Origin of the sequence: Halorubrum sp. Atlit-8R, from assembly GCF_003666025.1 — an archaeon.
GTDB classification, from domain to species: Archaea; Halobacteriota; Halobacteria; order Halobacteriales; family Haloferacaceae; genus Halorubrum; species Halorubrum salinarum.
The window spans coordinates 344,266-357,083 of record NZ_QPLV01000003.1 but is presented as its reverse complement, the minus strand read 5'-3'; the positions used below and the strand labels follow the sequence as shown (position 1 = coordinate 357,083).

The following is a 12,818-nucleotide window of genomic DNA, read 5'->3' as shown; positions in this document are numbered from 1 at the left end:
GCGTTCGCGGCCCGCGCGAAAAAGCCCGTCGCACGCGGAATCGGCGGCGGCCGCCGGGGTTCGGCAGCGGCGCCCCGCGGGAGCGACCCGCACGCTTTAGACCGTTGCCGCGATACCGGCCGGTAGATGGACCTGGAGGCGATCCCCGGCGTCGGCGCCAAGACGGCCGCGGCCCTGCGCGAGCTCGACGACCCGGCCGCGACCGTCGAGTCCGGCGACGTGGCCGCCATCGCCCGCGCGCCGGGCGTCAACGAGGCCCGCGCGGCCCGCATCGCGCGCGGGGCGATCCGCCGCCGACACGGCGACGACGGGCGTGTGCTGGCCACCGACCGGGCCCGCGAGCTGTACCGGGAGGCGATCGACCTGCTGCGCGAGCGCACCGTCACCGACTACGCCGCGAAGCGGCTGGAGACGTTCTACCCGAGCGCGTCCGCCTCGCGCATCGACGAGGCGCAGTCGTTCGCGGCCGCCGCGACGGAGCGCGACCCCGACCCGGCGGTCCGCGAGGCGCTCGCCGACTGCGCGCCGCTCGCCGACCCCCCGACCGTCCGCGTCCGCGACCGCTGCCTCGCGAGCGCCGACGCCGAGACGCTCGCGCGGGCCGAGGCCGAGGTGCCCGAGCTCTCCGTCGAGACGGTCGAGGACGCGCGCGACGTCTCCGAGCTCGGCCGGTCGTACGCCTCGGTGATCGTCTTAGACGAGTCGTTCGCCGGCCTCGACGTGGAGGGCGACGTGAGCGTGCGCCCGGACGCGCTGGAGACCCCCGCGGAGACGGTCCCGGAGCGCCTGCTCGCCTTCTTCGCGGAGAACCGCGAGCGGCTGGAGGCGGCCGCGGCGGTCCACGAGGCGGCCGCGGCGGCCGGCGCCCCCGTCTCGGGCGGCGACCCCCCCGTCGACCTCGACCGCCTGCGCGACGCGCTCTCGCGGCTCGACGACGACGGCACGATCGCCGGCGACGCGGAGCTGGACCGGCTGACGGCCGCCGTCGACGACCTCGACGCCGCGGTGTCGACGGCGGCCTCGGTCGCCGACGACCGGCTGCGCGAGGCGATCCGCGAGCGCGACGTCACCATCGAGGGGACCGACTTCCTCTCCCTCGTCGAGCAGGGCGCCCGCGTCGACTCGCTGCTGGACCGCGAGCTGGCCGACGAGTACGACGCGGCGGTCGAGGCCGCCCGCGAGCACCTCGCCGACGCGCTCCGCTTGGAGCCCGAGGAGGCGGAGCTGGCGGAGCGCGTCTTCGGCGGCGACCCCTCCTTCCCGGTCGACCACGACGAGAGCGCGGTCTCGCGGCTCCGCACGGAGCTGTCGGCGGCCCGCGACCGCCGGGCGGCGAAGCTGAAGGCGGACCTCGCGAGCGACCTCGGCGATCTCCGCGAGCCGGTCGAGGAGCTCGTGCGCGACGCCCTCGAACTCGACGTGGAGCTGGCGATCGCGCGGTTCGCCGACGACTTCGACTGCGTCATGCCCGAGGTGGTCGGGCCGGAGGCGGCCGACGCGGACGCCGGCTTCCGCATCGAGGGCGGCCGCTCCCCGCTGCTCGACGTGGACTTCGCGGACGTCGAGCCCGTCGACTACGCCGTCTCGGGCGCGACGCTGCTCTCCGGGGTCAACTCCGGCGGGAAGACCTCGACGCTCGACCTGGTCGCGCTGGCCGTCGTCCTCGCGCAGATGGGCATGCCCGTGCCAGCCGAGTCGGCCACCGTCGAGCGGTTCGAGGAGATCCACTACTACGCGAAGTCGCAGGGCACGCTCGACGCGGGCGCGTTCGAGGCGACGCTCCGGGACTTCGGCGACCTCGTCGACGGCGCGGACGGTCGGCTCGTCCTCGTCGACGAACTGGAGTCGATCACGGAGCCGGGCGCCTCCGCGAAGATCATCGCGGGCATCCTGGAGGCGCTCGACGACCAGGACGCCACCGCGGTCTTCGTCTCCCACCTGGCCCGCGAGATACGCGACGCCGCCGACTTCGCGGTCGCGGTCGACGGCATCGAGGCGGCGGGGCTCGTCGACGGCGAGCTCCGCGTGAACCGCTCGCCGAAGAAGGGCCACCTCGCGCGGTCGACGCCGGAGCTCATCGTCGAGAAGCTCGCGGACGACCGGGGCGGCGAGTTCTACGGCGACCTGCTGGAGAAGTTCTGAGCGCTCCGGCCGCCGCCCCCGATGCGGTGGCACCGCCCGCGGTACGTTCATGTTCCCGCCACCGCGATCCGAAACCATGCCAGCCGTGTCCCCGTTCGGCGTCCTCCTCTTCGCGGCGCAGGTCGGCGTCGGCGCGCAGGCGTCTCGCTCGCTCCCCGACGGCGACCGCGCTTCCCGCGCCGCGGTCGGTCTCGCCGTGGCGGTACTGGGTCTCTTGGTGCTGTTCCGGTTCGGCGTCGTCGCGACCGTCGCCGTCGACCTGATCGCGCTCCTCGTCGTCGCGCGCGCGGCGCGGGGGTCCGGTCGGGGGTCGACGGCGGGGTGACGACAGACTCGACGATCCGCTCCCCGAGCCTGTTTCCCGCCTCTCAGAGCCAGACGAGCCGCCACTCGCCGTCGTCGGTCGCGACGAGCCACTCCAGTTCGAACTCGTCGCCGTCGGCGTCGGCGACCGTCACCGCGACGACCGCGTTCTCGGCGGCGACGGTCTCTATCGCCTCGTCGTCGACGGCCCCGCTGAAGAAGTCCGAGACGCTCCGCACGCGCTCGGCGTCCACGTCTCGGGCGACGACCTCCGCGGATACTATCTCCTGTTCCCGCGCCCCGTCGAAGAGGCCGGGCACGTCCGCCGCCACCTCGCCGAGCGGCGAGGCTGGGTGCGACAGCGCCGCGACGTCGTCGGCGAACGCGTCGGCGTCGTCTGCCTCGCCCGCCCGCCGGTAGTACTCCCTGACGACCGTCACCGGGCCCTCGGGCTCGCCGGGCCACACGACGCGCCACTCGCCGTCGTCGGTCGCGACGAGCCACTCCAGTTCGAACTCGCCGCCGTCGCCGCCGACGACGGTCGCCGAGACGACCGCGTTCTCCGCCGCGATCGCCTCGAGTTCCGCGTCGCTCAGCGAGGCCGCGAGGAACCCGGATATCGAGCGGATCCGGGCCGCCGAGACGTCCTCCTCGACGACCGCGGCCTCGGAGAGCTCCTGTCTCACGGTGGCGTCGAACGCCATCGGCACGTCCTCGGCGACCCGCGAGAGCGGGGACGCGCCGTGCGCGAGCTCGGCGACGTCGTCCGCGAACGCCTCGCTGTCCTCGCTCGCGCTCGCCCGCCGGTAGTAGGCCTCGACGGCCGCCGTCGGTCCGGCGGCGTCGTCGGCGGTGGAGGACCGTCCGGCCGCGAGCGCGAGGACCGTTGCGCCGCCCACGGAGAGGAACGACCGTCGTTCCATGGGCGTGTGGGAGGGAATGTCAAATAAAAATTCTTTTCCCAATTTCCCCCCGAAACGGCCCCAAGACGCCGCTCAGTCGTCGTCGAGCTCCGCCTCGACCGTGATCTCGACGTCGAGCGGCGCGGGGAGCCGCGACACCTCGACGCAGGTCCGCGCCGGGTACGGCTCCGAGAGGAACGACCGGTACGCCTCGTTCACCGCGTCGTAGTCGTCCATGTCCGTGAGGTAGACGGTCGCCGACACGATCGCGTCCGGGCTCGTCCCGGCCGCCGCCAGGATCGCGGCGACGTTCTCCAGCGTCTGGGTCGTCTGTTCGGCGACCGACTCGGGGGCCTCGCCGGTGTCGGGGTCCACGCCGGTCTTCCCGGAGACGTGGACCGTGTCGCCGGAGACGATCCCCTGTGAGTACGGGCCGAGCGCCTCGGGCACGTCGTCGGTCGTGATCTCTCGCATGGCCGGAGCGACGACGCGCCGCGGCATCAAGCTGCGGGTCGCGGAGGTCGCCCCCGGCCGCTCCGGGCTCGGACGGGCGGTCGGGTTCCGTCTCGACCCTCGCTTCGCCTCAGTCGTCGTCCGCGACCGCTGGCTTCCGACGGTCGTCGCGCGGGCCGTCGAGGTCGACCTTCGGGAGCATGTCCCGGAGGTAGCGCCCGGTGTGCGAGGCGTCCACGTGGGCGATCTCCTCGGGCGTGCCGTCCGCGACCAGCTTGCCGCCGCCGTCGCCGCCCTCGGGGCCGAGGTCGATCACGTGGTCGGCGTTCTTCACGAGGTCGAGCTCGTGCTCGATGACGACGACGGTGTTGCCGGCGTCGACCAGGCGGTGGAGCACGTCGATCAGCTTGCGCTCGTCCTCCTTGTGGAGCCCCGTCGTCGGCTCGTCGAGGAGGTACAGCGTGTCGCCGGTGGCGCGCTTGCCCAGCTCCTCGGCGAGCTTCACGCGCTGGGCCTCGCCGCCCGAGAGCGTGGTCGAGGGCTGGCCCAGCTCCATGTAGCCGAGCCCCACGTCCTTCAGGAGCTTCAGCCGGCGTTCGAGCCCGCGGTGGCTCTCGAAGAACTCGTGGGCCTCCGCGACGCTCATGTCGAGCACGTCGGCGATGGTCTTCCCCTTGTACTCCACGTCGAGCGTCTCGTCGTTGTAGCGGGCGCCGCCGCACTCCTCGCAGGGGACGTACACGTCCGACAGGAAGTTCATCTCGATCTTGACGGTGCCCTGCCCGCCGCACTCCTCGCAGCGCCCGCCCTTCACGTTGAACGAGAAGCGCCCCTTCTCGTAGCCGCGGCGCTTCGCGAGCTTCGTCTCCGCGAACAGCTCGCGGACGTGGTCGAACACGTCGGTGTACGTGGCGGGGTTCGAGCGCGGCGTCCGCCCGATCGGCGACTGGTCGATGAGCCGCACCGTCTCGACCTCGTCGAGCCCCTCGATCGCGTCGTGTGTGCCGGGGTCGACCGAGGTGTTGTCGTTCATCTCGCGGGCGAGCCCCTTGTAGAGGATGTCGTTGACGAGCGTCGACTTCCCGGACCCGGAGACGCCGGTGACCGTCGTCAGCGTGCCGAGCGGGATCGGCACGTCGAGGTCCTTCAGGTTGTGCTGGCGGGCGCCCCGCACCACGAGCTCGCCCTCGGGCTCGCGCCGCTCGTCGGGCACCGGAATCGACTTCCGGCCCGCGAGGTAATCGGCGGTCACCGACTCGTCGGCGGCGACGACCTCGTCGAAGTCGCCCTGCGCGACGACCTCGCCGCCGCGCTTGCCCGGCCCGGGGCCCATGTCGATGATCTCGTCGGCGCGCCGCATCGTCTCCTCGTCGTGCTCGACGACGAGGAGGGTGTTCCCCAGGTCGCGGAGGCCTTCGAGGGTGTCGAGCAGCCGGTCGTTGTCGCGCTGGTGGAGCCCGATGGAGGGCTCGTCTAAGACGTACAGCACGCCGACGAGCCCCGACCCGACCTGCGTCGCGAGCCGGATACGCTGGCTCTCGCCGCCCGACAGCGTCGACGCCTCGCGGTCGAGGGTGAGGTACTCCAGGCCGACCTCCTCCATGAACCCGAGGCGCGCGCGGATCTCCTTGAGGATCTCCTCGGCGATGGTCGTCTCGCGCTCGGTCAGCTCGGCCTCCATCCCCTCGAAGTGCTCGCGGGCCTCGGCGATCGACAGCTCGTTGACCTCGGTGATCGACGTGCCCGCGACGAGGACGTGCCGCGACTGCTCTTTCAGGCGGGTCCCCTCGCACTCGGGACAGGTCGTCACGGCCATGTACTCCTCGATGTGGTCGCGGGCGCGCTCGGAGTCGGTCTCGACGTGGCGGCGCTCCAAGTTCGGGATGACGCCCTCGAACCGCTCGGTCTTCTCGCGGGTGCCGTTCTTCGTCGTCCACTCGAAGTGGACCAGGTCGTCGGTCCCGTAGAGGAACTGCCGCCGGATCTCCTCGTCGAGCTCCTCGAACGGCGTGTCGAGGTCGACGCCGAAGTGGTCGGCGACGTTGTCGAGCTGGCGCGAGTAGTAGGTGCGGTCGTAGCTCCACGGCTCGAACACGTGCTTCAGCGGCTTCGACGGGTCCTCGATCACGAGGTCCTCGTCGACCTCCTTCGTCGAGCCGATCCCCTCGCACTCGGGGCAGGCGCCGTAGGGGCTGTTGAAGGAGAACGAGCGCGTCTCGATCGCGGAGAACTGCACGTCGGAGTTGGGGTTGCCCAGCTCCTCGGAGAACTCCACGACGAGCCGGTCGTCGCCGTCGGCGTCGGCCGCGAGCGACCCCGTCGAGCGCGCGTTCGACGCGAACGGCACGTCCTCGGGCGGGTCGGGGACGATCAGCTTGAGGACGCCCCCGGCCTCTTCGAGGGCGGTCTCGACGGAGTCGGTGATCCGCGAGCGGGCGTCCGGCGAGACGGTGACGCGGTCGACGATCACGTCGATCGTGTGGTCGTAGTTCTCGTCGAGGTCGGGGTCGTCGAGCGTGAGGTCGACCGGCTCGCCGTCGACCTCGACGCGGCTGTACCCGTCCGAGACGAGCTCCTCGAACAGGTCCTCGAACGCGCCCTTCTGGTCGCGGACGACGGGCGCGGCGATCTTCGCGCGGGTGTCCTCTGGGAGGTCGAGGATCTGGTTCACCATGTCCTGGGCGGACTGCTCGCCGACCTCCTCGCCGGTGACCGGGTCGTACTGCGTGCCGATCCGGGCGTACAGCAGGCGGAGGTAGTCGTGGAGCTCCGTGACGGTCCCCACCGTCGACCGGGGGTTGTTCGCGGCGTTCTTCTGGTCGATGGAGATGGCCGGCGAGAGCCCCTCGACGGACTCCACCTGCGGTTTGTCCATCTGCCCGAGGAAGTTGCGGGCGTACGCGGACAGCGACTCGATGTAGCGCCGCTGCCCCTCGGCATAGACGGTGTCGAACGCGAGCGACGACTTCCCCGAGCCCGAGAGCCCGGTGACGACGGTGAACTCCTCGCGCGGGATCCGGACGTCGAGGTCCTTGAGGTTGTGTTCCTCGGCGCCGCGGACCTCGATGTAGTCCTTGCTCATTTCTATGCTGCCGTTGCGGGCGCGCGCGGGAATAGTCGTCGGTCGCGGGGGCCTCGCGAGGCCGTTGCCGCCGGCGCCCGCGCCGAGCGCGCGGGCCTCACTCCCCGATGAACTCCGCGGGCGGCGAGAGGTCGCGGCGCCCGCCGAAGGTGACGAGGAAGAGGACGCCGACGCCGACGCCGTACGCCAGCATCAGCGGGATCGTCGCGAGGAACATCGTGATCACGTCGGCGGGGGTGAACACCGCCGCGGCCAGCATGATCCCGATCGTCACCTCGCGCCAGCGCTCCCGGAACACGCGGTACGGGACGCCCGCGTTGTTGAGCAGCACCATCGCGATGGGGATGTCCGCGAGGAAGCCGATCCCGATCGTGGTGTAGATGACGAGCCAGAGGAAGTCGCTCACCTGGTAGGTGATGACCATGTCGGCGAGGCGCGCGTCCGTGACGAGCCAGCCGATGATGCCGGGCGCGATGGTCGTGTACCCGAGCGCGAAGCCGCCGATCATCCCGGCGCCGAGCGCGCCCGCCCAGAGGTACACCTGGTAGATCCGCCCGGCGACGAAGCCGCGCTCGCGGAGCGCGGGCCACGCGTAGTAGAGGGCGACCGGGAACGCGGCGAAGATGCCGAGCATCACCGAGAACTTCACCATGAAGATGAGCGCCTCGACCGGGTGGAGCGTGATGATGTTGATCCCGCCCTCCACCTCCGCCGGCACGCGCCGTTCGAGGTCGCCGCGGACGGTGCCGAGGCCGCCGAGGTACAGCCACGTGAACGCGGCCGCCATCACGGCGCCGAACACCGCGACGATCCGGAACGACCGCGTGCGCAGCGAGTCGAAGATGAACTTGAGGTCCTTGTAGTAGCCGCCGATGTCGTCCTCGGCTTCCTCCTCGTTGCCGTCGGTGAGCTCGGCGAAGAACGTCGAGCCGGCGCGCGAGGTCCGGTTCTGGACGGAGCCGACGAGGCCGCCCCCGCCGCCGTCACCGGAGCCCCCACCGCTCGTGCCCGCGGCGTCGGCGTCGCTCGCGTCCGAATCGCCGTCGTCGTCGCTCCCTTCGTTCACCTCGTCGTAGCGGTCGAGGATCGCCTGCGCCTTCTCCGGGTCGTCGTCGTCGATCGCGGCCTGTGCCAGCGCGAGCGACTCCTCTTCGCCCATCTCGGCGAACGCGTCCGCGGGGGCCGCCCGCACGCCCGCGGCGTCAAGCTCGCCCACGTCGATCGCGGTCGGGTCGCCGTACTGCGCGCCCGCGCTCGTCGTGTCGAGGTCGGTGTACACCGCCCACAGCGTCGCGACGGCCGCGAACGCGAGCGCCCAGAGGGCGGCGTAGATCCAGAGCGCCGTCGCGGGGTCGAGGCCGAGCCCCTCGCCCGGCGCGAGGAAGCGGCGGGTGCTCCCCGCGAGCCGCAGGAGGTCGTTGACCGCGGTCCGGCCGCCGTACTCGTAGAAGCCGTACACGAACGCGCCGCCGAGGACGGTCGCGCCCCCGACGACGTTCCAGTGGTCGCGGACCGCGCCGAGCACGTGGATGCGGTCGGAGCTCCGCTTGGCCGTGACGACGAGCTTCGCGAGGTAGAGGCTGAACCCGTACAGCGCGACCAGCGGGAACGCCCACAGGAGCTGCGTGAACGGGTCCGGCGGGGAGAAGACGGCGCCGAACACGAAGATGGCGACGACCGCGTAGCGCCACTTGTCGCGGAACGTCTCGTACGGGACGATCTCCGCGTACGACAGCCCGGTGATGAGGAGGGGCATCTGTCCGGCGAGCCCGAAGGACAGCGAGAGGAAGACGATGAACTCCGTCCACATCACGATCCCGTAGGTGGGCTGGATGTCGGCCTCCAGGCCGAACTCGGCCAGGAAGCCGAACATCAGCGGGAAGAAGGCGAAGACGCCGTAGGCGACGCCGGCGGAGAACAGCACGGCGCCGAGCAGCCCGATCCCGGCGAGCTTCCAGCGGGCGATCGGCGACTGCGGCCACATCCCCCGGGCGCGGAGCTCGTCGCGGGTGACGTAGATCAGCGGCGGGATCGCGGTGATCGCGCCCACGATCAGCCCGATCTTCGCCTGGAGGAGGATCACCTCGAACGGGGTCGTCGCGATGATGTCGGCCTCCTCGGCGACCGCGGCGCTCATGTTCGACTCCGTCACCTCGCGGAGCCGGTCCCAGATGTACGTGCGGAGCGCCCAGAACGTCGCGAGGAAGCCGATGAGGAAGACGACGAACACCTTCTGGAGGTCCTTCTGGATCGACCGAAGGAACGCCTTCGCCGTCTCTTGGCCCTCCGCGATCGACCGTTGGGTGTCCTCGTCGAGGGCGCTCGCCATACGGAGGGCGAGGGCCGTCGCCGTTATCAACCTTTTCGACCGCGGGCGCCGCCGCCGGCGCCGTTCCGGGACGGCCCGCGGGACGACGCCGATCGGTCCCGCCCGGCGCCGCTATCCGAAAAGGTTGATAACCGCCCGGTCGCGTAGGGAAACTGAATGGACGACTCGGACCGGTCGCGCGACGACGACTCGGCCGCCGCTGACGGGTCGACCGACGAGGCCGAACCCGAGAGCGACGGCGCCGTCGACGACGGGTCCGAGACCGACGCGGAGCCGTCCGCGGGCGTCGAGTCCGAGGTGACCGCCGAGGTCGAGCCCGAGGTCGGGTCGACCGACGGCGACGACGACGACTCCCCGGCGGGAGAGACGGACGACGACGACGAGTCCCCGGAGACGCTCTCGGACCCGGACGAGGTCGTCGAGGCCGAGGACGCCGGTCGGTCGGCCGCGCTCGACGACGGTGACGAGGCAGACGAGGAGTCGTTCGACGCCGAGGCGTCGACGGACGACGAGACGGCAGACGACGGGACGCCGGACGGCGACGTGTCGGCGGACGACGCGACGGCAGACGACGCGACGGCGGACGACGCCGCGGCCGCCGGCGACGGCGGCACCCCGGCGACGACCGCCGACGCCGCGGACCCCGCCACCGCCGGCCTGCCGACGACCGAGGACGACGAGCCGTTCGACGGGATCGAGGGCCCCGAGACGGACGAGGAGATGCCGCTCGCCGTGCACATCGAGGAGATGATGCGCCGGCTGGCGGTCGTGTTCCTCATCGGCGGGCTCGCGACGCTCGTCGTCGTCACCGAGTCGACGGAGCTCATCAACTACTTCTGGAGCTACCACATCCCGGCGCCGATGGAGAACCGCCCGCGGCTGTACGGCCCGCTCGAACTCCCGCTCACGCGGCTGAAGGTGGCCGGCCTCGCGGGCGTCGTGGTCGGGCTCCCGGCGTTCGTCTACGAGACGTACCGGTTCATGCGGCCGGGGCTCTACCAGACGGAGCGGCGCTACTACCTCGCGGCGGTGCCGACGAGCCTCATCCTGGGCGGGATCGGGATCGCGTTCGCGCACTTCCTCGTGTTGCCTGCGATCTTCTCGTATTTCACCACCTACACCTCCGACGCGGCGACGATCGCCTTCGGGCTCGCGGAGACGTTCAACCTGATCGTCATCATGCTCGCGTTCATGGCGATCGTCTTCCAGATCCCGCTTTTCATCATGCTCGCGATCATGATGAACCTCGTCACCCGGCAGTGGCTGGAGGCGAAGCGGCTGATCTTCTGGGGGACGTTCCTCGGGATCGCGTTCCTGTTCAGCCCCGACCCGACCGGGATGGCGCCGATCATCGTGACGCTGACGATGATCGCCTTATTCGAGGGAACGCTCGCGATACTGCGCTGGACCGGGAACTAGGTCCGGGCGGTGTCGCTCGTTTGGCTCCGTTGAACCCCTCAGTAGCCGATGTGTTTTCGGAGCCGTGCCGAACGCCACGCGCGAATCCTGTAATTCCGTGACGGATCTGTGCCTCAGTCGTCTCTCTTCCCGGCGGCGCTGGAGACTAGCTCGGCTGGATTCCCCGCCGGAGTGCCGTCGTCGGTGTCACCGGAGAGATGCGTATGTTTGAACCCGGTCGGATACTTGAGTCCGTACCCCACGGCGCGGTCAACGCCGATGTGAGCAGCCCAGACGAGCGCGATCAAGGTGAGCGGCGTCACGGTGAACCACACCCCAACCACTCCAAGCGCGGCCGGGGCGAGATAGGTGTGGAACACGTTGTAGACCGTACTGCCGACCCGAGCGCCTCCAAGGTACGCCAGCATCGAGACGTCAGGCGCAAGCGCAAGAACGACGAACAGCCAAATCGGGCCACCGATCGTGAAATACGTCGCGGTCGCCACGGCGGCGAGGCCAGCCCCCTCCAGTCGAAGAATCTGTATCGGTTGCATAACCAAGGGACGCTGACCAAGCGGAAATACTCGTAGTGAGACGGTGTAGCATCGCCGGACGGACGTCTCTGCGAGTTACTCGCGGTTGCGAGTCGACGCAGGGAGACAGGCAGCCGCGATCGGAGCGAGAAACTACGTCGGCCGTCGCTCGGTTGCCAACGTGTCGATGTCACCGACCGCGGGGAGCCGTCGAAGCGCGGGGACACTGGCGAGATAGATAGCCAGTAGCAGGAACGCGACACCGGCGACCGTTATCACGGCCACCGGCCCGACAAAGGAAGCGGCGGCACCTCCCGCGAGAGCTCCGAAGGGCGTCGATACCGCCGAGGCGCTCCCCAGTACGGCCGTTACCCGACCCAGTAGCGTCTCGGGGACCACGGCCTGGACGACCGAGACGATCAGGACGTTCGTCACGCCAACCGGGACGAACGCAATGACGAACAGAGCGACAGTGACGGGCAGCCGGCCGGCCGCGACGGCGCCGAGCCACGCGGCGCCGGACAGCAGGAACGCCGCGATCGACAACCGGCCGAAGGCCAGTCCGGCCAGCGATGAGGCGGCCAGCGACCCGACCAGGATACCCACGGCCAGCGCCGCCATCAGGTACCCGTACCCGTCGACGCCCCCGACGTGAGCCGCGTACGACGGGAGTATCGCGACGGTCCCTCCGAGGGCGAAGTTGATCACAACGCTTCCGAGGAGCATCGGGACGAGGAACGTCCCCCGGAGGTAGGCGATGCCCTCCTCGAGGTCAGCGAGGTACCCGGACGCACCGCCGTTTCCGTCGGATGCGGCAGCGTCGGGGGACCCGTGCGCGGCTGTCTCCTCGCGTTCCGGGACAGCTTCCTCCGGCACCCGTCCGCCGTCGGGAGTCGGCTCGACGCCCCGGGTCGGCGCCTCGGCAGGTGTCTCAGACTCGGGGCCGCGATCAACGCTCGTGTCGTCGGCCCGCGGCACCGAGAGCGTCGAAAAGAGGGCAGCAGCCAGCGCGAAGGTCACCGCGTCGAGGGTGAACAGCGCCACGGCACCGACGACCACGACGAGCACGCCGGCCAACGCGTTGAACACGGCGTCGACACCTTGGTAAGCGAGCGCGAAGAGCGAGTTCGCGGCCACGAGCTCGTCCGTGTCGACGATACGGGGGATTGCGGCGGTCTGTGCGGGGTAGACCAGTTGATTGAGCAGCGCAAGCGACGGCATCACCGCGAGCACCACCCACACCGAGAGGTGACCCGTCAGATGAGCCGCAGGGACTGACAGGACGAGCAGCCCCTGTAGGAGTTGCGTAGCGACCAGCAGGCGCCGGAGCGGCCACCGGTCGACCAGCGGACCGAACAGGAACTGGAGTCCCGCGGGTGCGAGCGTCAAGAAGCCCGCCAGCCCGGTGTAGAGCTCGTTGCCGGTCAGGTCCCAGACCAGCCACATCGCAGCGACGAAGTAGAGGCTGTCACCGGCATTGGTGACTAAGCGACCGGCGAACAGGCGCCGGAAATCGGGGTTGTTGAGGAGCGTTCTCATGAGCGAGTGGACGCTGAAGCGCGTGATAAGCGGGCCCAGAAGGGTCGTTCTGTAGGGCTCTTGACCGGAACTCCGCCGGCTACAGGTCCGCGCCCCGACCCAACGAGGCGATGCTTTTCAGGCAGACACGGTAGCGT

At 70.5% G+C, this 12,818-nt stretch carries 9 protein-coding genes; 3 read left to right on the top strand and 6 right to left on the bottom strand.

The window, feature by feature from the left end:
* Positions 1–126: 126 nt before the first annotated feature.
* Together DVK05_RS10495 and DVK05_RS10490 are read left to right on the top strand one after the other, a co-directional pair.
* On the top strand, positions 127–2,142 hold the full coding sequence (locus DVK05_RS10495; RefSeq protein ID WP_121563298.1) for a helix-hairpin-helix domain-containing protein: 2,016 nt from the start codon (positions 127–129) through the stop codon (positions 2,140–2,142).
* Positions 2,143–2,218: 76 nt separating this feature from the next.
* On the top strand, positions 2,219–2,467 hold the full coding sequence (locus DVK05_RS10490; protein WP_121563297.1) for a hypothetical protein: 249 nt from the start codon (positions 2,219–2,221) through the stop codon (positions 2,465–2,467).
* A gap of 43 nt (positions 2,468–2,510) precedes the next feature.
* Here DVK05_RS10490 and DVK05_RS10485 read toward each other — a convergent pair whose 3' ends face one another.
* From DVK05_RS10485 to DVK05_RS10470, 4 genes are all read right to left on the bottom strand, one after another.
* Positions 2,511–3,368, bottom strand: coding sequence for a hypothetical protein (locus DVK05_RS10485; RefSeq protein WP_121563296.1), 858 nt, complete (start codon positions 3,366–3,368; stop codon positions 2,511–2,513).
* A gap of 72 nt (positions 3,369–3,440) precedes the next feature.
* Positions 3,441–3,821, bottom strand: a complete 381-nt coding sequence (locus tag DVK05_RS10480) for a RidA family protein (protein ID WP_121563295.1) — start codon at positions 3,819–3,821, stop codon at positions 3,441–3,443.
* A gap of 109 nt (positions 3,822–3,930) precedes the next feature.
* Positions 3,931–6,882 (bottom strand): excinuclease ABC subunit UvrA, encoded by a 2,952-nt coding sequence (uvrA, locus tag DVK05_RS10475; protein WP_121563294.1) that lies wholly within the window; start codon positions 6,880–6,882, stop codon positions 3,931–3,933.
* Between the two features lie 97 nt (positions 6,883–6,979).
* Positions 6,980–9,211, bottom strand: a complete 2,232-nt coding sequence (locus tag DVK05_RS10470; RefSeq protein WP_121563293.1) for a twin-arginine translocase subunit TatC — start codon at positions 9,209–9,211, stop codon at positions 6,980–6,982.
* 156 nt (positions 9,212–9,367) lie between these two features.
* On the opposite strand from DVK05_RS10470, the gene DVK05_RS10465 reads away from it, so the two are divergent.
* Positions 9,368–10,630, top strand: a complete 1,263-nt coding sequence (locus DVK05_RS10465; protein ID WP_121563292.1) for a twin-arginine translocase subunit TatC — start codon at positions 9,368–9,370, stop codon at positions 10,628–10,630.
* Positions 10,631–10,743: 113 nt separating this feature from the next.
* Here the strand turns inward: DVK05_RS10465 and DVK05_RS10460 are convergent, their stop codons facing one another.
* Both DVK05_RS10460 and DVK05_RS10455 read right to left on the bottom strand, forming a co-directional pair.
* Positions 10,744–11,163 carry a DUF4260 domain-containing protein gene (locus DVK05_RS10460; RefSeq protein ID WP_121563291.1) on the bottom strand — a complete coding sequence of 140 codons (420 nt, stop codon included), beginning with the start codon at positions 11,161–11,163 and terminating at the stop codon, positions 10,744–10,746.
* Between the two features lie 132 nt (positions 11,164–11,295).
* Positions 11,296–12,681: an MFS transporter gene (locus DVK05_RS10455; RefSeq protein WP_121563290.1), complete on the bottom strand. Its 1,386-nt coding sequence runs from the start codon at positions 12,679–12,681 to the stop codon at positions 11,296–11,298.
* Positions 12,682–12,818: the final 137 nt, after the last annotated feature.

What these genes read in the sequence shown, in the direction of transcription:
- DVK05_RS10495 (WP_121563298.1), top strand. Translation starts at nt 127, where the DNA reads ATGGACCTGGAGGCGATCCCCGGCGTCGGCGCCAAGACGGCCGCGGCC.
- DVK05_RS10490 (WP_121563297.1), top strand. Translation starts at nt 2,219, where the DNA reads ATGCCAGCCGTGTCCCCGTTCGGCGTCCTCCTCTTCGCGGCGCAGGTC.
- DVK05_RS10485 (WP_121563296.1), bottom strand. Translation starts at nt 3,368, where the DNA reads ATGGAACGACGGTCGTTCCTCTCCGTGGGCGGCGCAACGGTCCTCGCG.
- DVK05_RS10480 (WP_121563295.1), bottom strand. Translation starts at nt 3,821, where the DNA reads ATGCGAGAGATCACGACCGACGACGTGCCCGAGGCGCTCGGCCCGTAC.
- uvrA (WP_121563294.1), bottom strand. Translation starts at nt 6,882, where the DNA reads ATGAGCAAGGACTACATCGAGGTCCGCGGCGCCGAGGAACACAACCTC.
- DVK05_RS10470 (WP_121563293.1), bottom strand. Translation starts at nt 9,211, where the DNA reads ATGGCGAGCGCCCTCGACGAGGACACCCAACGGTCGATCGCGGAGGGC.
- DVK05_RS10465 (WP_121563292.1), top strand. Translation starts at nt 9,368, where the DNA reads ATGGACGACTCGGACCGGTCGCGCGACGACGACTCGGCCGCCGCTGAC.
- DVK05_RS10460 (WP_121563291.1), bottom strand. Translation starts at nt 11,163, where the DNA reads ATGCAACCGATACAGATTCTTCGACTGGAGGGGGCTGGCCTCGCCGCC.
- DVK05_RS10455 (WP_121563290.1), bottom strand. Translation starts at nt 12,681, where the DNA reads ATGAGAACGCTCCTCAACAACCCCGATTTCCGGCGCCTGTTCGCCGGT.